The 23,718-nt window shown below is 42.7% G+C and carries 12 protein-coding genes and 14 pseudogenes (1 of these 26 running past the window's edge); 13 read left to right on the forward strand and 13 right to left on the reverse strand.

Features of this window, described 5'->3' with window-relative positions; all coding sequences use genetic code 11:
* From D0A34_20540 to D0A34_20555, 4 genes and pseudogenes are all read left to right on the forward strand, one after another.
* Nucleotides 1–358, forward strand: the 3' portion of a protein-coding gene (locus D0A34_20540; GenBank protein ID UNU20938.1) for a hypothetical protein. Its footprint begins 65 nt before the window's first position; 358 of the gene's 423 nt are visible here — the last part of the coding sequence; its start codon lies beyond the left edge, outside the window; the stop codon is at nt 356–358.
* Nucleotides 359–917: 559 nt separating this feature from the next.
* Entirely contained in the window at nt 918–2,660 is a 1,743-nt protein-coding gene (gene ltrA / locus D0A34_20545) for a group II intron reverse transcriptase/maturase (protein UNU20939.1), read from the forward strand.
* A gap of 130 nt (nt 2,661–2,790) precedes the next feature.
* A pseudogene (locus D0A34_20550) lies at nt 2,791–3,504 on the forward strand (HNH endonuclease).
* A gap of 146 nt (nt 3,505–3,650) precedes the next feature.
* Nucleotides 3,651–4,718: pseudogene (locus D0A34_20555) on the forward strand (ISKra4 family transposase).
* A 125-nt stretch (nt 4,719–4,843) separates the two neighbouring features.
* On the opposite strand, the pseudogene D0A34_20560 reads toward D0A34_20555, so the two are convergent.
* The 6 genes and pseudogenes from D0A34_20560 to D0A34_20585 all read right to left on the reverse strand — a co-directional run bounded on the left by D0A34_20560 (nt 4,844) and on the right by D0A34_20585 (nt 8,048).
* Nucleotides 4,844–5,889, reverse strand: a pseudogene (locus D0A34_20560) (IS630 family transposase).
* 263 nt (nt 5,890–6,152) lie between these two features.
* A complete protein-coding gene (locus D0A34_20565) occupies nt 6,153–6,434 on the reverse strand; it encodes a hypothetical protein (protein ID UNU20940.1) in 282 nt (93 codons plus the stop codon).
* An 87-nt stretch (nt 6,435–6,521) separates the two neighbouring features.
* Nucleotides 6,522–7,024 (reverse strand): annotated as a pseudogene (locus tag D0A34_20570) (transposase).
* A 117-nt stretch (nt 7,025–7,141) separates the two neighbouring features.
* The gene (locus D0A34_20575; protein UNU20941.1) at nt 7,142–7,450 is read right to left on the reverse strand and encodes a transposase; all 309 of its coding nucleotides are present in this window, start codon (nt 7,448–7,450) and stop codon (nt 7,142–7,144) included.
* 3 nt (nt 7,451–7,453) lie between these two features.
* Nucleotides 7,454–7,747 (reverse strand): hypothetical protein, encoded by a 294-nt coding sequence (locus D0A34_20580; protein ID UNU20942.1) that lies wholly within the window; start codon nt 7,745–7,747, stop codon nt 7,454–7,456.
* A gap of 49 nt (nt 7,748–7,796) precedes the next feature.
* Nucleotides 7,797–8,048 carry a transposase gene (locus D0A34_20585; protein UNU20943.1) on the reverse strand — a complete coding sequence of 84 codons (252 nt, stop codon included), beginning with the start codon at nt 8,046–8,048 and terminating at the stop codon, nt 7,797–7,799.
* 448 nt (nt 8,049–8,496) lie between these two features.
* On the opposite strand from D0A34_20585, the pseudogene D0A34_20590 reads away from it, so the two are divergent.
* The 3 pseudogenes from D0A34_20590 (at nt 8,497) to D0A34_20600 (ending at nt 10,786) form a co-directional block, all read left to right on the forward strand.
* Nucleotides 8,497–9,210 (forward strand): annotated as a pseudogene (locus D0A34_20590) (alpha/beta hydrolase).
* Between the two features lie 108 nt (nt 9,211–9,318).
* Nucleotides 9,319–10,463 (forward strand): annotated as a pseudogene (locus tag D0A34_20595) (IS4 family transposase).
* Nucleotides 10,464–10,486: 23 nt separating this feature from the next.
* Nucleotides 10,487–10,786, forward strand: a pseudogene (locus D0A34_20600) (alpha/beta hydrolase).
* Between the two features lie 172 nt (nt 10,787–10,958).
* Here the strand turns inward: D0A34_20600 and D0A34_20605 are convergent.
* Nucleotides 10,959–11,102 (reverse strand): annotated as a pseudogene (locus D0A34_20605) (IS1 family transposase).
* A gap of 646 nt (nt 11,103–11,748) precedes the next feature.
* On the opposite strand from D0A34_20605, the gene D0A34_20610 reads away from it, so the two are divergent.
* From D0A34_20610 to D0A34_20625, 4 genes and pseudogenes are all read left to right on the forward strand, one after another.
* A complete protein-coding gene (locus D0A34_20610; GenBank protein UNU20944.1) occupies nt 11,749–12,057 on the forward strand; it encodes a transposase in 309 nt (102 codons plus the stop codon).
* Nucleotides 12,058–12,443: 386 nt separating this feature from the next.
* The gene (locus D0A34_20615) at nt 12,444–13,475 is read left to right on the forward strand and encodes a serine hydrolase (protein ID UNU20945.1); all 1,032 of its coding nucleotides are present in this window, start codon (nt 12,444–12,446) and stop codon (nt 13,473–13,475) included.
* Nucleotides 13,476–14,802: 1,327 nt separating this feature from the next.
* Nucleotides 14,803–16,656, forward strand: coding sequence for an ABC transporter ATP-binding protein (locus D0A34_20620; protein UNU20946.1), 1,854 nt, complete (start codon nt 14,803–14,805; stop codon nt 16,654–16,656).
* A gap of 87 nt (nt 16,657–16,743) precedes the next feature.
* Nucleotides 16,744–16,969, forward strand: a pseudogene (locus D0A34_20625) (transposase).
* A gap of 475 nt (nt 16,970–17,444) precedes the next feature.
* On the opposite strand, the gene D0A34_20630 reads toward D0A34_20625, so the two are convergent.
* On the reverse strand, nt 17,445–17,585 hold the full coding sequence (locus D0A34_20630; GenBank protein ID UNU20947.1) for a hypothetical protein: 141 nt from the start codon (nt 17,583–17,585) through the stop codon (nt 17,445–17,447).
* A 101-nt stretch (nt 17,586–17,686) separates the two neighbouring features.
* On the opposite strand from D0A34_20630, the pseudogene D0A34_20635 reads away from it, so the two are divergent.
* Nucleotides 17,687–18,744, forward strand: a pseudogene (locus D0A34_20635) (IS630 family transposase).
* A 227-nt stretch (nt 18,745–18,971) separates the two neighbouring features.
* A pseudogene (locus tag D0A34_20640) lies at nt 18,972–20,038 on the forward strand (ISKra4 family transposase).
* Between the two features lie 193 nt (nt 20,039–20,231).
* On the opposite strand, the gene D0A34_20645 reads toward D0A34_20640, so the two are convergent.
* The 5 genes and pseudogenes from D0A34_20645 to D0A34_20665 all read right to left on the reverse strand — a co-directional run bounded on the left by D0A34_20645 (nt 20,232) and on the right by D0A34_20665 (nt 23,714).
* A complete protein-coding gene (locus D0A34_20645) occupies nt 20,232–20,744 on the reverse strand; it encodes a helix-turn-helix domain-containing protein (protein UNU20948.1) in 513 nt (170 codons plus the stop codon).
* Between the two features lie 199 nt (nt 20,745–20,943).
* Nucleotides 20,944–21,135 (reverse strand): annotated as a pseudogene (locus tag D0A34_20650) (alpha/beta hydrolase).
* 30 nt (nt 21,136–21,165) lie between these two features.
* Nucleotides 21,166–22,309: pseudogene (locus D0A34_20655) on the reverse strand (IS4 family transposase).
* Nucleotides 22,310–22,642: 333 nt separating this feature from the next.
* Nucleotides 22,643–23,295: pseudogene (locus D0A34_20660) on the reverse strand (IS1 family transposase).
* Between the two features lie 125 nt (nt 23,296–23,420).
* Nucleotides 23,421–23,714, reverse strand: coding sequence for a DUF3288 family protein (locus tag D0A34_20665; protein ID UNU20949.1), 294 nt, complete (start codon nt 23,712–23,714; stop codon nt 23,421–23,423).
* Nucleotides 23,715–23,718: the final 4 nt, after the last annotated feature.

Consider the following 23,718-nt stretch of genomic DNA (forward strand, 5'->3'; position numbering starts at 1 on the left):
CGGTCAAGCAATTAAAACAGCGCTAGAGTCGCGTCGTTCTCTGCGGCGCGGTCGCAGAAGTCGGCACACAAGATATCGTCACACGAGATTTTTAAACCGGACTAAACCCAAAGCTTGGTTGGCTTTTAGCCTCCAACACAGAGTTTTGACCAGGCTTACTAGGATCCACAAGTTATCAAAAGTTGCACCAATTAAAACAATCTTTCAAGAATTAGTCATAGGTGATTTACAGAAGATAGAAAAGCCGGGAATTTCAGGAATTGAGTATCAGCAGGGTGTGTTAGCTGGTTACGAAGTTCGCGAGTATCTGCTCAATGTGCGACCCGTTTCCGCGAAAACGGAAAGCCTAGCGGCTTAAAGTGTAGGCGGAGCAAGGAATCAGCCTTTCGTATGGGCTGAAATGAACCTTGACAACTTAACGACCTTGAGGGTGTAAGTCCCTCCCCACAGGTGCAGTGGTGAAAGCATTACTCCTACTTCTAGGTGTAGCAACCCTAGAGGTAAAGCGGGGTAAAAAAGGAGGTAACTCGGCAACCTAACTGAGAATCCCTTCGAGCAGGAATCCATGAGCAGCGCAAGCGAAGATGTGTCTAAACCATCGTTAGGTATAACCAGTGAAATAGGTTGATCACACTGGGAGTCCCAAAAGGGCAAGGATAGGGAGTTGGCGGGTGTTAAGCCGACCAACAAAGCATTTCCCATAAACCCGGTGAATAGCATCGCTCTAAAGATTCAATCAATGGTCGTTAGGAACGGGATAACCCCCATACATCTCTCAGGAAGGTCGATGCCTGAGTAGGTAGCTAGCCAGATGATGTATGGGGGCAGGATTGAATCAGAAGCTAATGCCTCGCTGTAATGGCGAGGATACGCTGACAGATTCACGATTGTTTGGAAATGAATAGGAACAAGTAGCAATGAATACGTCTAATACTGAGTCAATACAGACAGAAGTGGAATGGAAGGATATCAACTGGAAAAAAATACAGAGGATAGTCTTTAAGTTGCAAAAGCGCATATTCAAAGCCTCTCAACGTGGGGATGTCAAGGCAGTCCGTAGGCTTCAAAAGACTTTGATGAAGTCTTGGTCGGCTAAGGCATTAGCCGTTCGTCGGGTAACTCAGGATAATCGGGGCAAGAAAACGGCTGGAATAGATGGGATTAAGAGTTTAATCCCCAAACAAAGGCTAGAACTTATACACCAACTGAGGTTAAACCAAAAGGCTAAACCTGTCAGGAGAGTCTGGATTGATAAACCTGGTAGAGACGAAAAACGCCCGTTAGGGATACCCACAATGAACGACAGAGCATCCCAAGCTCTGGTAAAAGCAGCCTTAGAGCCGGAATGGGAAGCAAAATTCGAGCCAAACAGCTACGGATTCCGACCAGGGCGGTCATGCCACGACGCAATCGAAGCAATATATGGAGCAATCAAGCAGAAGCCGAAATACGTGCTAGATGCCGACATTGCCAAATGCTTCGACCGAATAAACCATGAAGCGCTGCTAGAAAAATTAAATACATTCCCCACCATCCGCCGTCAAATCCGGGCATGGTTGAAAGCGGGAGTGATTGACTGGAGCGAATACGCTAATCGCAATAAAAAGAAAGGGTTCAGTCAATCATCTGAGGGAACGCCGCAAGGCGGGGTTATATCGCCCTTGCTAGCAAACATCGCCCTCCACGGCTTAGAAAATCGGCTACTCCAATACGTTGAAACCGTAGATATGAAAAATAACTACGGCAGACAACAGAGCAAACGCTCTAAGCGAATGACCCTAACAGTAGTTCGCTATGCTGATGACTTTGTAATTCTACACAAAGATAAAGCCGTCGTCCAAAGATGTATGCAGATAACAGCAGAATGGCTCAGTGGCATTGGCTTGGAATTAAAACCCGAAAAAACCAGACTCTCACACACTCTAGTTGAAGAAGGAGGCAACATAGGGTTCGACTTCCTCGGATTTAATGTTAGACAGTTCGAGGTAGGGGAGTATGCGTCTAAGCAAGGATTTAAAACCATCATCACACCATCCAAGGAAAAGCTGAAAGTCCATCTATCTAAAGTAGGCGACCTAATCGATAAGCACAAAGGTTCATCGCGAGATGCCTTAATTGCAACACTAAACCCCGTGATAAGGGGCTGGTCGAACTATTACAAAACGGTTGGCAGCAAAGATATATTCCAACTTGCAGACCACATCATCTATCAGCAAATACGAGGATGGGCAATTTACCGTCATGAAAGCGCCGACAAGACTTGGACAACCAAGGGAAATAACAATTGGGTATTCGCCACCAAAAACGGCAAGCATTGTCTAGCCAAGCATGGCGATACTCCAATAACCAGACACACAAAGGTGAAGGGTGAAATAAGCCCTTATGACGGAGATTGGGTCTACTGGAGCAAACGAAAAGGGGAATACCCTGAAACTCCCAAACAATTATCCGAGCTTATTAAAAAGCAAGATGGGAAGTGTTCGCACTGCGGTCTGTACTTCACGTCAGATTGTCTAATTGAAGTACATCACATAGATAGAAACAGAAGCAACAACAAGAAGACAAATCTGACAGCCGTACATAGACACTGCCACGACATTATTCACGCCAAATGGGAACCAAAAGAGTGGGAGATGAGAAGTGATGAATCTTATTTCTAGCCCCCTAACCCTTAATGGGAAAGAGGTACGCATGACAAGCGCCAAACAGTCGAGGAGCCGGATGATGGGAAACTATCACGTCCGGTTTTGCATGGGAGTTCGGGGTAGCGATACCCCGTTCGACCCTACCAAATGGGAAAGACAATGCGCTTACTGTAGCGCGGAAAATGTACCGCTACAGGTCGAGCATATTCCTCCTAAAGCGTCGGGCGGAACCAATAGAATATCTAATTTATGCTTAGCCTGTGAACCTTGCAATACCAAGAAAGGGACTCAGGATATCAAGATATTCTTAGCAAAAAAGCCCGATGTTTTGAAGAAAATCTTGGCACAAGCTAAGCGCCCATTAAAAGATGCCACTGCGGTCAACTCAACCCGATGGGCTTTGTTTGAGCGCCTAAAAGAGACAGGTAAAATGATTATCACGGGTTCTGGCTGGTTGACCAAATTCAACCGCATACGGTTGGAATTACAAAAAACTCACTTCTTTGATGCTGCTTGCGTAGGTGATACGTCTAATATTTCCGTATTAGCAAATCAGCCCCTCAATACCAAAGCTACGGCGCATGGTTCAACGCAGATGTGTCGCACCGATAAGTTTGGATTCCCTTCTCGGTAAGTTCCTAAATTTAAGTTTGCAAAGGGTTTTCAGACAGGCGACATCGTAAAAGCCGTTGTTACTTCGGGCCAGAAGATTGGCACTTATACGGGTAGAGTTGCTGTTCGCTCCTCTGGTAGTTTTAATGTGTCCTCAGCCCAGGGCTTAATTCAAGGAATCAACCACAAATATTGTTTTTATATTCATCAAAAGGATGGTACAATTATGGATTTTGAGAGTTATTGACGGGACACTAAAGTATCCCGTGTCCCTTTTCCTCCTAGGGCTAAAGCCACTGGGTTTCCAAGCGGGTGCATCTCACTTTTGCAAATCTCTAAAAAAGGCTAAAATAAAAAAGCCAGTAAAAACCTAAAAAAAGATGAGGTAAAAAAATGACACCCTCAGATCAACAGCAGCTAAAAGCATACTTAGAAGGGGCAGCCGAAATTCTTTACAGAAATACAGACCCAACAGATCTAAAAACTTTTGAAAGTATAGAAAAAGCCTTACGTCAAAAAATGTTAGAGGAAGTAGGCCCAGAACTAGGTAGCTTTTTTTTTCAAAAGTATCAGGAATTAAAACAGGAAAAACCCGAACAGTAAAATCTGTAGTCGGGTTGCTCAAAATTACCAACAATCAGGCGGAATATTTCGGGTTAAAATCTTTTACTCAACTCAGCCCCCTGATGGAGAAGTGTACTCTTTTAATCAGTGCCAATGAATCTTATCAAAGAGGAGAAAAAGATTTAGAAAAATTCACAGGTATTAAAGTTTATCATAGTACATTACAAAGATTGGTGAAGCGACAAGATTTTTAATTACCTACATCTAAACAAGGAGTGCCAGAAATTACATTAGATGGGGGAAAAGTCAGGCTCCGCAATGAGTACAGGGGCCAGCCATGTTATTGGAAAGATTATAAAGCTCTCTGTTTAGATAATGTTTATTGTGGAGCTTTTTTTCAAAGTGAGCAAGATCTAATTGACTGGACTAATAGTCAAAAATTACTACATCCTATTTATTGCAAAGGAGATGGTCATGCCGGGATTTGGAACCTATTCCAAGAAATTGGAGTGACTGAACAAAGAGAAGAGATTTTAGATTGGTATCATTTGAAAGAAAATATTTACAAAGCCGGGGGGTCATTGAGACGATTAAAGCAACCAGAAAGTCTATTATGGTGCGGTCAAGTTAATGAAGTTATCGATTTGTTTAAAGACCTGAAAAAGAAAGCAGTTAAAACATTTTGCACTTATTTGGAGACTCATCGCTGCCGAATAGTTAACTACCTATTCTATCAAGAATAATCCCTGAGTTCTCTAGGTTCTGGAACAGTTGAGTCAACGATTAAAAGAATTGGACGAGCGGGTCAAACTATCGGGAGCGCAGTGGAATATTGAGAGTGTTTCCTCTATTCTTTCTCTTCGGTGTGCTTATCTTAATGGTCAACTCTCCAGTTGATGTATTTGCAAAACTGAGATGCACCCTTCCAAGCTCCCGTAAAGTTTTTATGAATGCAACTAAAAGAGGAGTAGTAAGTAGGTAGGCGGTAAAAAACCTATCTATGTAACAAAACATTAAGTTACCTAATTGGAGTTAAACTTAAGACGTTGTGTAGTGTAATTTCCCCTTTGTCCTCTAACTTCTACTCCATGAATTACGGCGTAGGCGAGTTCTAACTCATCATCAAACATTTGTCCTGCCAATTCATCTTTTTTAATGTGTTGCCACTCCAATTCAATGGGGTTCATTTCCCAACAATACTTGGGCAAAAAGAAGATATATAAACCTTGATTTTCCCAACGCGGCCATAATTCTTGGACTTCTTTGCATCGGTGTATTGGGCCGTTGTCTTGTACGATTACTCTCCGTCGTCCAATCTCAGCAGCTTCCTGGGCTTCTCGTTCCATCATTTTGATATAAGCTTTTCGATCAACACCCCCAATGATTAAACCGTAAACAAAACTGATTCCCTGTTGAAGAAGTCCGACAATACTTAGTCTGCGACCACGCCGTTTCGTTTGTTCCAACCGTTTTTGCTCACCTATTTGGTAATAAGTATAACCAGGTTCACTCCACGCACAAAATCCTGATTCATCTAAATATTTTAAGTCAATTCCTCCCGCCGCTGCCTCTAATTGCAACATATCTAAGTCGGATTGCTTCGTTTCTTGTACTATGAGGTCTTGTTTTCCTTTATGACTTTTTCTAAGCGAATTTCCAAATAAACCTTTTTTTTTAGTATCCGTCTTAATCGGTCGGCACTTAGTTTAACAGAACGTTCTTTTTCTAATTTCTGGACTAATTGAAGACTGTTATATGTACGTGGTTCGTTTTTGAGGCATTCTTTTAAAAACTCTATATCTGACTCTTTCCACTTGGGTTTTGCCCCTCGACCAGGCGATTCCCAAAGCCCTTCCATGCCTAGATGCGACCATTTATGTAAAACCTCTCTCACTGTTTGTGGAGTCCAGTTAAAATGAGCAGCTATTTTTTCAACGTACCAGCCATGTGCATTTAATCTAATTACTTCTGCTCTATCTTTGACTTTTTGTGGAACATCCGCAATTCTCAGTTCTAATAGAGTTTTGTCTTGTTGTTGAGTCAGGAATACCCTTAATCTAGCGCCCATATATTGAGTTACCTCAGTAGATGTATTCTCTTTCTTTACTTATTTTAACATACTTCGGTTTTTTTGCGCCGACCTACTTATTTGGTTGCGCCTAATGCTCCAAAGCAGAAGCCACATGTAGAAAATATCCTTGGCGTAGGAGCGAAGCGACTTGCAAGCGGGCATCTTGGCTATTCCCCCCGAGCCAGGAACGATCGCTCATAATGGAAATGAAGGCGAGCAAAGTTTATTGCCGTTGAATTTGGGCAAGCAAGCGCTCCCATTTAGCAAGAACAGCAGTACATAGCTGCTGTCGGTGTAATGTTTTTGGTTCGATTCAATTTACCAAAGCTATCAAAGTCAAGGAGATTGACATGGAATGTCCACGGTGCAAGGGGATCAAAATCATTCACGTCCGCGCTGTTCCGGGTGTCCACCAGCAATATGATGTGGAATGCCCCGTTTGCGGTGGCACTGGAGAGCTTCCAGACTCCACCGAACTCCCGAACCATTGCCCCGCTTGTGGCGAACCTATCCGCGCGGGCGAGACGTGGTGCGATCGCCATAAACCAGCAGAGCAACTTGAGTAGGCATTAAACCGAAATAAGTGCCAATAGAGAAGAATTATAGTCATTTCAAATAAAAAAGAGACACTATTGAGCGCAGTAGGCACAGATGAGTTCATCTAAAGATGTGCCAGGAGGAACATACATTCTGGCTCGCTTTAAGGCACTAAAATCGTGTTCAATATCGTTCAGGTCTGGAGGATATTTCGGGAGAAAAAGAACTTGATGATCCGTTTCCTCTACCAGTTCTCGAATGGCTGTTTTTCGATGAATCGGTGCATGCTCCATGATTAATATAGATGGCTTTGTTAGAGAAGGTAAGAAATATAAAGATAACCACCCCTAAAAGCCTCCTGCATTGAGGCTTCCCGTAAAAACCATTGGGGCAATTAAGTCCTTTTTTGCTTTCCGTCTTCCGGCTACTAGATTTTCTCTTTTTCCACGTTTTCCGGAATTTTCACCCAGATTTTTTTTCCTTTTTTTGACCAGCCCTAAGCACAATCTTGAAACGACTCAAATCCTGATTCCTCACTAAAAACCCGACTTTGACTCCCCGATACTTTAATCAATTATCTGAGATTATACCACTTTCATAAAATAGTGCTACAATTAGTAAGTATCGTTTGTGTGAGCCAGTACCCAAATACAGCAAATTCCAGGTTTATGAAGTACAGTAGCAGCAGCTTGTAAACCAGTTTTTTAAGTGCTTACGATTGACCAAATAAGCGTGCCGTAGCCAGCAAAATGTCAACCATCTTAGTAGTGGTTGGCGAGAACTGACGTAAAAAAGACTTGAGTTGCGACCACCATAATTCTATAGGATTGAAATCGGGAGAATAGGGTGATAAGTTCAGTAAACTAGCACCAGCGCTTTGTATCAATGGTTCAATAGTCCCCAACTTGTGAGCGGGTAGATTATCCATAACAACTACTGCACCCTCCCATAAGTTTGGCACTAAAAAATGTTCAATAAAGACTTCAAAAGCTCTGCCATCCATTGAGCCATTTAGTGTCATTAATCATACAACTTTTTTTAAGCTAATTGCTCCGACAACTGTGACTTTAGCACCGCGATAAAATGGTTTTAAATCGTAGACTCTACTACCACATCTTGAACGTGCATGGCTTCGCGTTAGCCCCACTAGAACCCCCATTTCATCCAAAAATACTAGGTTGTCAGGGTGAATATTTTTCACTTTTTCCCAATATTCACACCTCAAAATTTGCACTCTTTTAGTGGCAGACTGACTACTGCGTATGGTCTTTTTTTCCGCGTCAAATTTTGTTTTTGTAGTTAGTTCACGACACATCATGCGCTTAGCTGACAGCTTCGTTGTAGTTCAAACGCCAATATTCACAATATTATGACAACGTGCTATCCGGATATTTTTCTACCATCTGGATCAATTCATTTGTGCGCGAGTTTAACACACTTTTTAGGCTTCCACCCTGTTGTTGGGGTTGAACATGACCCGTCATTTGTTTTTGTTTTAAGATTTTTTGAACAAACCCTTTACTCACATCAAATCTGGCGGCTACTTTTCTAATTGAGGTATCACCTTGTTCATAAATTTTAACTATTTTCTCACGCAACTCAATCGAATAAGGTTTCATTTTTTTCGCTTATGTATTAAATAGAGTGGATCATATATACATGGAATCTGCTGTATCAGCCATCTAACTTCTCACCTGGCTAGGAATTGCTATAGTCAATGCTATAGTCAACAGAGTAATTTAGCGAACTCATGCAATATGAACTATATTTCGTATGTAACTAAAGCTAAAATTAAGTTTATACCTTTAGGTAGATTTTACTCGATTGGTCGGGAGCATAGATTTGAGGCAGCGTTTTTAGGCTACCAGCACAAAACAAGCCACAAAAGCTGTAAATAGCTAAGATTTTAAACGGCTACAACTTGCAAACTCTTAAAAAGATAGCTTGGTACTCCTAAGAGCAACCTCTCATCTAGCTTAAATAATTCCTGAACCCTTACTTACCAGCCGTCGCCGACTTGCGTTTTTTTTTATAGCTTATGTACGCCCTTTTAAACTAAAATTAATTATCAATTATAAACTTTATTTCTTCTTTATAAAAAACTTATCAATTGTTTGTACAATTGCTGCCTTTATTGTGGTCTTTGATGGCAAAACCTCCGCCGCAACTAGCGATTATTCACCGCCATTTAAAGAAACCAGCTTTTACAGTACAACGATATCTGCTAATAACGATTTAGCAGACATTTATTATCCCAAACCATCCGATATTAATTCGGGCAAGTATTCTTTCCAGATTGTACTTTTATTGCAAGGTGCGCTTGTAGATAAATCCTTTTATTCAAATTACGCTAGCCTCGGGGCGCGGTACGGCTTTGTGGAAGTCGTTCTGAACCATTTCCGCCCTTTCTTTGCTCATCAATCCCAACTCACCGCCTAGCTGTCAGAAACTTCGCAAATTGGGGCGGTTTTGTCTCAAATGGCGATCGAAAATAGAAACACTACATCTCCGATTTCGTCTGTTGTCGATACACAGCGCCTTGGTTTATTGGGTCATTCTTTCGGTGGTGCAGTGGGGCTATCAGTGATTGGTAACAAATGCCTCCCAAAATTGTATTTGTGTCAAGAGCCATTTACGCGCCCGGAAGAACTATTAACAGGTGTATTTTTTGGAGCCAACTTACGCAATCCGATTTCAAATGAATTTGTGCCTATCGCTAATGATGGCATTGCAGTGGCGTTGATTCAAGGCGCTATCGATGCTGTCGCCCTTCCAGAGCGAGCTGACGGGGTGACCACCCCGTCAAAAGCCCCACCAGTGGCGGATTTGCCCAACGTGAGGTAAAAAAAGATGGGGTCGAAATTGTTAAGTGTCCCCATCTAGATAATTATGTTTCCTCAATTTTACCAGAACCATCTAGAAAAAACAACTCAAACCGGCCGAATACCAGACCCTGAAGGCTCTGGTATATATGTTACAGAGTCACAGACAAGTTAGTATTGAATTACTGGCTTCTTTCTGGCCTTATCCGATTCAATTTGAAAGTCGGAGGCGTAGCCTGCAAAGATTTCTGAAATTAGACTGCTTCAACATAGAAAGCCTCTGGTTTCCACTTGTTAAATAAATTTTAAAAGCTAAATTTAACTAATCTCAACCTTTGAAACTCGCGAGCGATAGAACGCAGTGGCGATCGCATAATGTATTTAGGGTCAGTCTGATTTGGGAAAAACGAAGTATCCCCTTATACTAGCGACTGCTAGACAAGAGAGGATGTAGTAACCTTGGTGAACAAAAAGCTCTAATCACTCCTGTTTTAGAGTTACTATCAGATTATGAAGTTATCGTGTTGGGGGATCGGAAATTTGGTAACGTCAAGCTCGCATCTTGGCTCTGTCACAGACAAGTAAAGTTTATTTTTAGAGTCGAACAATGGCGCTATATCCAAGACGAGAACTAGGATTACATCCGCTTGTCTGACCTGGGTTTAGTACCGGGAACCAGCTTTTATTTATCCGATGTAAAATTTACCAAATAAAAAGGATTTGGGACTTTTGATATTGCGGGTTATTGGCGACGTAAATATCGGGCTAAACGGAAGGATGAAGGTTGGTATCTTTTGACCAAGGTCGGCAATTTAAAGCAATCAATCAATATTTTTCAAGGTCGGAGTGGGATTGAGGGGATGTTTAAAGACTGTAAAACAGGTGGTTATAATTTAGAAAAAAGCCCTGCTAATAATCCTTGTTTAAGAAGTTTGATATTATTAATAGCGTTCGCCTACAGTTGTGCAGTGATTCAAGATCAAAGAATCAAGACAATGGGAATCCAAAAATATGTGGGTAGGTTAACTGAATATGGGCGGTCAATACGTCGCCCTAGTAGTTTTTGGATAGGATTATATAGTCAAGGTTGGGTAATTGGCCTGGAATGCAAGTCAAGATATTATTAGTAAATTAATGAGAATCAGGCGTAATAAACTACCATTCTTTCAGAGGGGTATAAGGGCTATGTGCTTCATTTTATCAATGTTTTGACTCTTGTTGTCACCCCGTCAGCCGAGCGAGATCAAAGCACCTTTGATAAAATTCAAATACCACCCAAAACTTTGATTACTGTTACGGGTGCGAATCATTTCGGCATTAGCGATGTTAATAACCCTGCTGGTGCGAACCCCGACCTCAATACTGCTACATTAGAGCCAGCCGTTGGTATTGAAACGATCGCCCGTTGGAGCGCCCTGTTTTTGCGTGCAAATATGCTTAAAGATCGAGCTGCATTTGATTATATTTACTCTCAAGGTGATGGCCTCGATCCGAAGGTCAGTGTCACCAGCGTGGCAGTTCCACAAACATCTTCTCTGGCAGGATTGGCGAGGTTTGGTATTGTAGGACTTGGTTATCGTTGGAGAAAACGGAAAGCTACTATGGCGAGTAGTAAATAGCTACGGAGATGACTAAAACTTGGTGTAATTAAAGTCAGGACATTCCTTTGGGGGGTAGTGCTCCATAGTCAGGATACTATGACTAATTTCAACAAGTTAAGGATGCGTTATAATGATGAATAAAATACCAGATAGCCCCAATATGATTAGATATTTTTTTAGCAAACAAGAGAACTTTGCTCCCTAAGTTGGATATTCTTTGTCGCCTTGTATTATTAAATCTTTCTATATACAGCAGATTCCATGTATATGTGATACAGTCTATTTAGTACATAAGCGAAAAAAATGAAACCTTATTCGATTGAGTTGCGTGAGAAAATAGTTAAAATTTATGAACAAGGTGATACCTAAATTAGAAAAGTAGTCGCCAGATTTGATGTAAGTAAAGGGTTCGTTCAAAAAATTTTAAAACAAAAACAAACGACGGGTCATGTTCAACCTAAAAAACAGGGTGGAAGCCCCAAAAGTGTGTTACACTCGCGCACAAATGAATTGACCCAGATGGTAGAAAAATTTCCTGATAGCACGTTGTCAGAATATTGTGAATATTGGCGTTTGAGCTACAACGAAGCAGTCAGCCCTAGCATGATGTGTCGTGAACTACAAAAACAAAATTTGACGCGAAAAAAAAGACCATACGCAGTAGTCAGTCTCCCACTGAAAGAGTGCAAATTTTGAGGTGTGAATATTGGGAAAAAGTGAAAAATATTCACCCTGACAACCTAGTATTTTTGGATGAAATGGGGGTTCTAGTGGGGCTAACGCGAAGCCATGCACGTTCAAGATGTGGTAGTAGAGTCTACGATTTAAAACCATTTTATCGCGGTGCTAAAGTCACAGTTGTCGGAGCAATTAGCTTAAAAAAAGTTGTATGATTAATGACACTAAATGGCTCAATGGATGGCAGAGCTTTTGAAGTCTTTATTGAACATTTTTTAGTGCCAAACTTATGGGAGGGTGCAGTAGTTGTTATGGATAATCTACCCGCTCACAAGTTGGGGACTATTGAACCATTGATACAAAGCGCTGGTGCTAGTTTACTGAACTTATCACCCTATTCTCCCGATTTCAATCCTATAGAATTATGGTGGTCGCAACTAAAAGCTTTTTTACGTCAGTTCTCACCAAGCACCACCAAGATGGTTGACATTCTGCTGGCTACGGCACGCTTATTTGGTCAATCGTAAGCACTTCAAAAACTGGTTTACAAGCTGCTGCTACTGTACTTCATAAACCTGGAATTTGCTGTAATTTGTTAAGCCACTATTTTTGGCTAAGGGTTTGTATTTTTTGGTCGAAAAAATTGTCGACTAGACCGGCAACAAATCTGTGTAAGTAAGAGCACATTGACTCTCGAAGAGGTGGTAAAGAATTCCATAATCCTTTAGATACCAACTCCTCTCTGCTGCCAATATACACCCCAACAATATCTTTGGTCAGACCATCTATAGCCACCCAATCCACTGTTTATTACCTTTCGAGCCTACCAATGACCAAATCTCATAACATTGAAGTTTTAATTTACCCTTTTTCTATCCTTAATACGCCTTAACCCTAACCGAGAACTATTGACATGATTCCAGTGATTAAAAAAGCTTGGCTTTACACATTTTGCTTGTTTTTACTGACTTTTAGTTGCACAAGCATTAACTCCAGTAATAGAGAAGACACCCCCAACAAGCAAACAAGTGCGCCGAGCGGTATCACAATATCCAACGCCGATCGCACAAACGAATTACGCGATCGCATTGAACAAATCTCTCACGCTGCTCAAGGGCGTGTTGGGGTGACAGCCACAGTGCTAGAAACCGCGCAGTCAGTGACTCTGAATGGAAGTCAGCAATTTCCGATGCAAAGCGTTTACAAGTTTCCGATCGCGATGGCGGTGACTCTGAAGGGAAATCAGCAATTTCCAATGCAGAGTGTTTACAAGTTTCCGATCGCGATGGCGGTTCTGGCTCAAGTAGACCAAGGAAAATTGAAGCTACATCAGAAAATTCGTGTTGAAACCAGTGATGTACTCCAGGGTAGTCGGATTCTCGACGAGAAATCGCAGGGAATGGAATTCATTCTGGCTGAACTATTAAAGTACATGGTTTCTGAGAGTGATGGTACGTCTTGTAATGTGCTGTTACGACAAGTCGGTGAGCCAAGGATTGTCACGGAGTATTTGCGTAGTCTTGGCATCAACGATATCGTTGTTGCTAATACGGAGAAGGAGCTAGCGCAAGACCCAGCAGTGAAGTATCGTAACTATGCGACACCTGATGCTACTGTTGTTTTGTTACGCGCTCTTCATGAGGGGAAAGGGCTTTCAAAATCTAGTCAAGCCTTATTGCTGCAATTGATGACACAGACAACTACAGGTCCAAAGCGCATTAAAGGACTGTTGCGTGATGGGACAGTTGTGGCGCACAAAACTGGTACTTCATCTACTGTAAATGGAGTGACGGCTGCAACCAATGATGTAGGACTTGTGGCGCTTCCCAATGGGCAACACATGGCGCTCGCAGTTTTTGTTTCAGATTCTCCAGCAAACGATGCGATACGCGAGGAAGTCATCGCAAAAGTGACGAAGGTCGCATGGGACGAATGGAGCAGATAGACATAAAAGTTTATAGGGAACCGTTTCTTTAGTGTTTGAAAATTTCGCTCAATTGCGATCGCAACCATTCATGAGAAGGAGCAGGCTAGTTGGAGGCCTTGGTGAATACAGGTATGAATTCAAGATTTCGGAATGGCTATAGGCCAACTAGGGTGAGTTTTGTAACATCAAGCGAAAAGGTGATTCATACTATGAATCAGCCACGCTAGAATCCTTATCCCTACGCCTCTTCTTTCAACCCATCCTCCAACAACATCCGCACTCTGATCCACTTTCTTGCGCCCCGTCTTTGCAGCCAACATCGACACTTTACGGTGCAGAGTTTCCGACATATCCACAGTAAACCTGACCGTCGTTTCTTTATCCGGTGCTTGCAGTTTGCTCATTAAACTAGGCTCCTTTGATTGGATGGGTACAGGGTTTGGTGCAAATGCTTCCGGCTGCGGTGGTGTTGCAGTTGGCAATGCAGTTTCCTGTGTTGGTTGTGTGGGTGGTGTTTCCCCTATTAGTGATGTTGCGGGTGTTGTTCCTACTGATACAACTTCTGTTGGTGCTTGCACACCTGTTTTTATGTGTGTTAGCTTATTACGTAGAAGGGCATATGTGTCAACGATTACCGTCTGTCGTCATTGTTCGAGGATGAGGAGTGGTTGAAGGCTTCTGATTCAGGGTCGGTGGTTGTTCCGGTTAAGTCATCCACTCCAGCAAAACGGAAAGCTTCAACAAAATGTACTTGTGAGGGTTTTCCAGTTCCAAGTTTTCGGACGTTAATAACAAATTTATCGACAATCGCTAAAAACTGAGTCTCGCCTAAATTGCGTCTGGTTTCAGTTAGTTTCGACAAGCTGACGATACCAGCTCCTTTGCAACAGAGAGCTTTGGATTTACTGAAGGTTTCCCTAATATTGTAGTCATCTATTGAGCGAGGGCGTTAGCCCGATTGCCCGGCTGATTGGGGTTTTGCTTGGATGCTTAAGACCACAGGGGGGAAGTTCCGATTAAAAAGTTGAGATAGTCTCAACTTTGCGACCGCTTTGCAAAAAGTTTCCCGCTTTGCATCAAACCAGGAAGCCAAGCGCTCTCGCTTCCTATTTAGCTACCCTTGAACAACGAAACTATACTTACATCTTGCACCAGTCGAATAATCTCACATTCAATCTGCCCTGCTTGACAACAAAGGTTAAAACCCAAAGTTAATTTCTAGCTTGTCTGACTGGGGTGAGACTTCCTAATTGGTGCATTGTCTTACTTAGAGGCATCCAGCACATTTATGAATTTTCCATTCAAAGCACGTTTGAAGAGCCAGAAGAATTCACCAAAAATGGTGATGCCGTTAATTAACCAACATTGGTTGGTGCGGATCGTTCTGCGCTCCATTTCCTACTTCCGCAAAGACTTATGGCTGATCGTCACGCTCTTGCTTTTGATCGGGGCATCGGTGCTTTTCAACCTTCTCAACGCCTGGCCGATGGCGATTCTAGTCGATACGGTTTTGTCACCAACTCCGAAATCCGACTGGATTCATACACTGTTTCTTGCCCCGTTCGGTGAAGGCACGCTGAACCGAATTTTCGGAATGGCGTTCGTCGCGACGATCATCAGAATCCTGAGCGATACCGTTTTCATGCTCCGTAGGATGTTGAACTACCGCATCCAGTACAACGGAACCTTGCGCGTTCGCACCGAACTCTACGACAAACTACAAGCGCTGAGTCTCGGCTGGCACGGATCCCGATCGCAGGGTGACGCAATCTATCGGTTGAGCTACGACAGCCTCGGGCCTTGGGGGGTAATCGATACGCTCATCGGCTCCACTGCAGCATCGGTGACGCTGACGGCGATGATCTGGATTATGCTGTCGCGCCACGTCCTTCTCACCGTGTTTGCGCTTTCCTTCACTCCGCTTCTAATACTGGCGAATTGGTACTTCGAGGGAAGGATTAGGAGTCGAGCCCTCGAGTCGAAGGAGACCGATGCGGTGATGACCTCAACCATGCAGCAAGCTATAGAGTTGATTGGACTAATCCAGTCCTTCGGTCGAGAAGCAACGGAGTCGCGACGCTTCGGGCAGGCGGTCGAGCGCAGCGTCAATGCTTCCATGAGGCTCCATTGGCAAGAGAACCTCTATCCGCTGGCGGTTCAGGTAGTCTTCGCCCTCGGAAGCGGGGTAATCTTCGGCTACGGCGGATACCTAGTTTATCGCGACCAGTTCTTGCGTCCGGTGCAGGGCGGCGTGAGTATCGGCGATCTAATCGTATTCATGGCGTACCTCAATCAGTTCTGGGACCCGATAGGTTGGGTGTTGGGTTTCACGACCAAGATCCAGACGTTTGTAGCTTCATGCGATCGCATCTTTACGGTCATTGACGAGTCGCCTGCTATAAAAGATGAGCCTGATGCGCGCTCGCTTCCCGTCCATCCCCGCACACTAGCACTTGCCGACGTGAGCTTCGAGTACAACTCTGGGCAACCCATCTTACGGAACATCAGTGCTAGTATCGAGCCGGGTCAGATGGTGGCGTTTTTGGGTCCTAGCGGAACGGGAAAGAGTACGCTACTCAATCTTTTACCGCGCTTCTATGACCCGACATCGGGCAGCATCCTCCTCGACGGCTTCGACCTCCGCACCCTTAAAATTGCCGATGTTCGCAAGCACATGGCGCTCGTCTCGCAAGGCAGCCCACTTTTCCCCGGAACGATCGCAGAGAATATCGCCTACGGTCGCCCGGATGCTCTGCTCTCCGATATTCGGAAGGCGGCGGTGGAATCTGGGGCAGCCGAGTTCATCGAAACCTTGCCGGAGCAGTATGATACTTTAATCGCTGAGGGCGGTCAAAACCTCTCGGGTGGACAGCGACAGCGCCTAGCTATCGCGCGAGCGCTGGTCACTAAGGCTCCCATACTTATCCTCGACGAACCCACGAATGCGCTGGACTTGAAGCACGAGCAGTGGGTCATAGAGACTCTGCAACGTCTGCGGCGCAACAGAACCATCATTTTGGTCACGCACCGACTCGAAACTGCCGTAGACTGCGATCGGATTTTTGTGATGCAGGAAGGCGAGATTTGCGAGTCTGGTACCCACGCCGAACTCCTTACCCAACAGGGACTCTACTACCGAATGTTGGGCTACAACCCAGTAAGGTCAAGAGGACTTACTGATAAACCCTGCATAGAGTAGGAGTACGACATAGCGAACTTATAGAGTCTATTTGAGATCTTTTACGGTCTTGTGGTAACGTCACCCTATAAGCAAAACCCAGCAGCTATGCCTTACTGTAGCAGCCTAACGGACTCAGAATGGGAAATAATGGAACCCATACTACATCAGATATTGCCTACGAAGAAGCAGGGGCGCTTACCATCCAACTCGACAAAGAAAGAAATCTTGGATGGAATCTTGTATCAATTAAAGAATGGCTGCAATTGGCAAGACTTACCTGCGTGACTTGCCCCCGTACTCAACCGTATATTGGCATTACAAGCAGTGGCGATCGCAGCGAGTGATAGAAGAGCTGATGAGAGTTTTATAGAACCCATTTGAGATCTCAGGAAGCGGCTGCAAGCCGCTTCCACATTAGCCTGACAAACCAGAGGTTAATTTTATACCAAATCCGGGTTAGCTACCCCCGTTAGGATGGCAAAAAAAACTGCACTCACTTGTATTGGTTTAAAACTCCCAACTAGGAGAGAAATTGGGCAAGAAAGCTGTCACCTATTTCAGGGAATTTAGCGAATTTAACAATTACTAAACAAGTGAATATATTCGCCTTCGCAAGGCGAGCGCTCGTTGATGATATTTAAACAGGACTTCGCCGCCCAACGAGAGGTTATCCTTCAGAAGGCGAGCTGTTTTGTGGCCACCAGTAATAATTGGTCAGATTTTTGATGGGTTGCGTCATAGTTGTCGATAAAATTTGACGGCGTTCTTCGAGAACTGATTCCAAGTCTTGTATCTTGTCGAAACTTTTATTGACGCTTAGGTTCATCAGTCACAGACCACAGCCTTTCTGCTGGTTGAAGTTCTGGAGAGTAGGCTGGCAAATATTCTACACAAATTCCTGATGGAATAACCAGTCGCTCGCTTATATGCCAACCAGCTCTGTCCATGACTAATAAGATTATTTTGGATAAGTACGTCGGCGCGAAAAAACCTAACTATGTTAAAATAAGTAAACACAGAGAATACATCTACTAAGGTAACTCAATATATGGGCGCTAGATTAAGAGTATTTCTTACTCAAAAGCAAGACAAAACCCTATTAGAACTGAGAACTGCGGATGTACCACAAAAAGTAAAAGATCGAGCAGAAGTAATTAGATTAAATGCACATGGCTGGTACGTTGAAAAAATAGCTGCTCATTTTAATTGGACTTCACAAACAGTGAGAGAGGTTTTACATAAATGGCAGAAGCTAGGTATGGAAGGGATGCAGGGAATTAGCAGGTCGAGGGGGAAAACCCAAGTGGAAAGAAGAAGACATAGAGTTTTTAACAGAATGTCTCAAAAATGAACCACGTACATACAACAGTGTTCAATTAGCTCAGAAATTAGAAAAAGAGCGTTCTATCAAATTAAGTCCCGACCGATTAAGACGAATACTAAAAAAAAAGGGTTTATTTGGAAACGAGCCAGAAAAAGTCATAAAGGAAAACAAGAAGTTGCAGTACGCCAAATCAAACTCTTCAGACCTAGATATGTTGGAATGGGGGGCTGCTGCGGGAGAAATTGACTTAAAATATTTGGATGAATCAGGGTTTTGAGCTCCCAAGCGAACCTAGTTACACTTATTACAAACGAGGTGAGCAAAAACGGCTCGAACAAACCAAGAGGCGTGGTCGTAGATTAAGTATTGTAGGGCTTTTTCAACATGAAATCAGCTTTGTTTACGGTTTGGTAATTGGGGGTGTTGATCGAAAAGCTTATATCAAAATGATGGAGTCAGAAGCCCAGTCAGCGTCTCAGAGCAAGCGAATTAGAGTAATAGTACAGGATAATGGTCCCATACATCGATGTCATGAAGTCCAACAATTATGGTCGAAATGGGAAAGCGAGGGTTTATATATCTTATTTTTACCGAAATATTGCTCAGAAATGAATCCCATAGAATTGGAGTGGCAACATCTCAAAAAAGATGAGCTAGCAGGACAAATGTTTGAGGATGAATTAGAGCTGGCTTATGCCGTAATTAATGGGGTAGAAGCTAGAGGAAAAAAAGGAAACTACGCTACAAAACGCCTTAAATTTAGCTCTGAGCGCCCTACTTAATATTTTGTTACCTACTTGTAAATTTCCCCACCGACTTACTTAGTCCGGCTCCGGTTTGTAAGGCAAACTTTTCTAATACTAGGCTCAGCCATTCACAGTTGACTCTCGGCTTGGGATAAACCATTCGGTTTTCCCGGTGGGAGGATTCACAAATCGGGTGCATCTCACTATTGCAAATCTCTGAAAAAAGGGCGAAAATAAAAAAGCTAGTAAAACTGTGAAAAAAAATGACACCCGAAGACCAAAAGCGCCTAAAAGCACACTTAAAAGAGGTAGCATCCATTCTTTACAGAAATACAGATTCAACCGAACTGTCCAATTTTGAAAGTATCGAAAAATCTCTGCGTCAAAAAATATTATCAGAAGTGGGACCAGAATTAGGTAGCTTTTTTTTTCAACAGCATCAGGAATTAAAACAGGAAGAACGCGAACAGTAAAATCTGTAGTTGGGTCGCTCAGGATTACAAATAATCAGGCGGAATATTTCGGGTTAAAACCTTATAGTCAACTCAGTCCCATGATGGAAAAGTGTGCTCTGATAATTAGAAATAATGAGTCTTATCAAAAAGGAGAAAAAGATTTAGAAACATTCACAGGAATCCCAGTGTCTCATAGTACATTACACAGATTAGTAAAGAACCAAGAATTTGAAGGACCTACATCTAAACAAGGAGTACAGGAAATTACCTTAGATGGAGGTAAAGTCAGACTACGCAATGGAAACAAGGGTGAGCCATGTTATTGGAAAGATTATAAAACCCTGTGTTTAGATAATGTTTATTGCGGAGCCTTCTTTCAAAATAATCAAGACTTAATTGATTGGAGTAATAGCCAAAAACTGCTACATCTTATGTATTGTATAGGGGATGGTCATCCCGAAATTTGGAACTTATTTCAAGAAATTGGAGTGACTGAACCAAGACAAGAAATCTTAGATTGGTATCATCTGACAGAAAATTTGTACAAAGCAGGGAGTTCATTGAAACGATTACAACAAGCCGAAACTCTGTTATGGTCCGGTCAAGTTAATGAAGTTATCAATTTATTTAAATAGTTGAAAAGAAAAGGATTTAAAACCTTTTGCAATTATTTAGACTTCCATCGCAACCGAATAGTTAACTACCGATACTATAAAGAATAATCTTTAACTTCTATCGGTTCTGGAACAGTGGAATCCACGATTAAACGAATTGGACTAAGAGTGAAACTATCGGGAGCGCAGTGGAATATCGAGAGTGTTTCCTCTATCCTTTCTCTGCGCTGTGCTTATCTCAATGGTCAACTTTCCGCTTGATGTATTTGCAAAAGTGGGATGCACCCCACAAATCCGTAAAGATACACCCATTCATAGCGATGACAAACAACGGCCGATGGTCTTTCTCCAATTGGGGCCCATACTTTACGGAGAATTGGTTTGAGTCCTACTCTATGTTCATCGAAGGACCAGACCTCTATTTGCTGTGAAGGAAACTCTTTTTGTAGTTCCGTCACTCGGTTTGACAGTTTTTTTTAAATGCTTCTTGCTCAATTTTATCCCCGTTCTTATGTCGAGGTCGAGGTCTTTGAGGTGAGTAACCGCACTTTTTTAAGTATTCCCAACCCCTTTGTTTGCCGACTTGTTCTCTCCCGATTTTTTTGGCAATCCATAATGCGACCTTTGGTCTAGTCCACAGACCTCGATCGTCCGATTCTCCTGCTAAACTTAAACGCAGTTCTTCTAATTGAAGAGTGTTGAGCAAGGCATGGGTGGGGCGTTTCTTTGGAGGTTGCTTTTTGAGATGAATCGCTGTCTCTCCTTGCTGGTTATAGCTTTTAACTATTGCTCGCGCATAATCATAATTAATCCCAAGGACTGCGGCTGCTTCTTTAATGGTTTTTGAGAGCGCAATTAACCAGAGTAAGTGCCAGCGACGCGCTTCGATCGGGTTGGTTGCCGAACGGTAACGCTCCTTGAGTTCTGCGGCGCTCAAGTAAGGTTCCAGATGTGCTATTCTGGTCATCTTTTTGTTTGAACTATTAACTCATGAAGACTATTGTAGTTATTTTTGCTATCAATTTTCATGAGCCGATCGTCCGCAGAGCATTCGAGTCCCCGCAGAGCATTCGAGCGCCCGCTTGCCATAAACACATAGAGGGCAAGCGGGCGCCCCTGGCCCTCAATCGCCATCATAACGGGGGTAACTAACCCGGATTTGGTATAAGTTCATCTTGCCCCGATACAATGGCGAGAGCTTTTACTCCTCCCTGCGCTGCTAAAGCAAAGGCGAACGCTGCCCCTTGAGAGAAACCAACGGCGAGAACATTATCGAGATTTTGGATCCCAAGAAACTCTCGCATATCATCCACCCAAGAAGACAGGGTTTTATTTGGATGAGGGTCAGACAAACCCAAACCAGGTGGGTTGAGGGGGCGACAACGATCCTAAAGCGGTTGCTGGATAAGCTTTATGGCTCTCAATCCCCTCTGATAAAATGATTTCTTATTGCGAACCAAACCTATCATAGACTCTACCCACTCCTGGCAATACTCAAAGGCAATTAGCCAATTTTCGCCATATAAACCTATCCAAAAATTGCTATGTCTTCTTCTTGTTCTACCTGTCTCTTGGGGACGACACACATATTTTTCTTGTCTCTGAAGCCGAGTTCTTTTTCCTTGTAACCATGCCGAAGTCATCGCCAAAGCTATTACAATCATTAAAGCAATTAATCTATCCGGTGATGCTTGGCAACCTTCTTTCGTTATATCCTCCGGTTTTGCAGTCTTTAAACATTGCTTCTATGCCATAACGTTGACCGTAATTTTTAATCGCATTTTTCAAATCTGGGAGATTAGTTAATAGATACTAAGGTTCATCTTCTTGCTTACCTTTATATTTTCTTTTCCAGGCAGCTACTAAGTTAAAGCGAGAGAAACCTTTGGTTTGAGTTAAATTAATCTGAGGATAGAAGAGATGACTACCGGGTTGAAATGGAATAGTATTTAGTGCTTGAAATGGCTGTCTTTTTTCTCGAAAACTCGTATTACCTTTTTGGCGAAGCACAAAGCTAAGATGCTGACTGTGTAACCCGAAGTGCTAACTCTATACTATGAAACTCACGGTCGCCAATAATCACTAATTTATATTTTTTTAACAGCCAAATTACCGGACGTAATACTTGCTGCTGTTCAGCTAAATTAGAAGCCCCTTGTTATCTAACAGTGTCCAGAATATCGGGAAAGCTCTTTTTTGATAAATCGCACTTACCATTAAAACATTATACTCTTTCCATTGGGTTCTATCCAATGCAATGATTAATTTACTCCCAGCTTTGAGCTGACAGGATATCACCTGTTTCACTATCGGGAACCACAGCACCAGTATGCTGAGTGCTTTAATCTGTAAAAATCGTTGTATGTGACGCCGGCGACTACTTTGTAATATGGGTAATTGGAGGGTGGCAGCTAATCGTTCTATTCTAACTTGTTTTTGAGACTGTAACAACCACACTAGCATTTGAAGGGTAAGTAATTGTGCACGAGTCAGATATTTTTCGAGAATCTCATGATAGAATAAGGGCAACATATTATTGTTTGGGTCTTGTGGTATTAGCAGGACCCTTCTTTTTTATCACAACTGGGTATTCTTTTCCCTCGATAGATTATTTTGTCAATAAGCAGAAATTTTTGTGACGGGTCGATCGGGCGAAAAGTTTTGCCTGTAATAGTTTGGGGGCACTTGTCGCCCCCTGAAGCCATCAAGCTTGATTGCTTGGATCACTTTTTGACGGAGGTCGTAACTGTAGGGTTTGGGCATGGGTTTCGCTCCGGCACAGCCGGAGCAAGATTAAGGGATTCTTCCAGTATAGGGCTTAACCGCCTTGGCGGTTGCTATAATAGGCAGAGTTTTATACTTTAACTAATAAATGACTAATCGAATTGATATGGCCCAAATCAAGAGAGACTTAGAGTAACAAAAAGTTTTTCTATGTGTGATAAATAATGCCTAAGTCTTGTATTTTCTCCTTCAACGCGGGTCATATAAGTTTTACTAACAATGTGGTCACTCTCGTCAATAAACTGGGGATAAACCACGTAACCATCCGTAGCATAAAAAAAACATTTCCACCCTTTAATAATTTTCCATAAGGGCTTAAATGTTTCTGCGGATCTGTCACCTATAGTCCCGGCTAAAATTCCCGCAAACCCTTTATTCACTGCCGTCGCTCGCCAAATTTTGTTTTTTTTATTGCCCACAAATGTTTGCAATTCATCTATTTGTGCCACTGCGGGAATCTCGTCATAATTTGGCTGTTCAGACAAACTTAACCCAGCCAATTTAACCCAATTAATAACAGTGTTATGACTAACACCAGTTAGTCTTTCTATCCGACGAAAACCATTCCCTTCAAGGTAAAGATGCAGGCAATATTTTTTGACAGAATCGGGATAGCCTAGGGGCGAGTAGCTATCAATAAACTGGCGGCGACAGTTTTTACAAAGATAATTTTGTTTACCTCTTTTCTGACCATTTTTCTTAAGATTACTAGATTGACATTCAGGACACATCATAGCTGAATTTTCTTTGACTGTTAGCGCTCAGCATACCACAACTGTGCAACGCCAAAACGTTCCCGACTATTGTCTTAACCGCCAAGGCGGTTCGCGGTTCCTATAAATGTTGATTTTTGAGTGTCTTAAAGCCAATCTTCTTGATCGCTTTTTTGCTTTCTATAAACCTCACCTTTGGCGTGAATTTTACGGGTTTGTTCGTAAAGACTTTCTTCGGTATAATGCCATTTTTGCAGGACTTTTTTTAAGTCTGCTTGGATATCTCTAGCGCCGGGAAAGCCTCGGTAGCGAATTATTAATCTTGCTAATTCTGATAAATTGTAGTCGTTTGCTTCGGAGGCTAATAAAGTATTGACACTGGCTCGATCGCGCTTGTATTGCGGATGCTGCTGATCTTGAGTTTTTTCTACTGAATCCATACTA

Origin of the sequence: Microcoleus vaginatus PCC 9802, assembly GCA_022701275.1 — a bacterium.
Classification (GTDB): domain Bacteria; phylum Cyanobacteriota; class Cyanobacteriia; order Cyanobacteriales; family Microcoleaceae; genus Microcoleus; species Microcoleus vaginatus_A.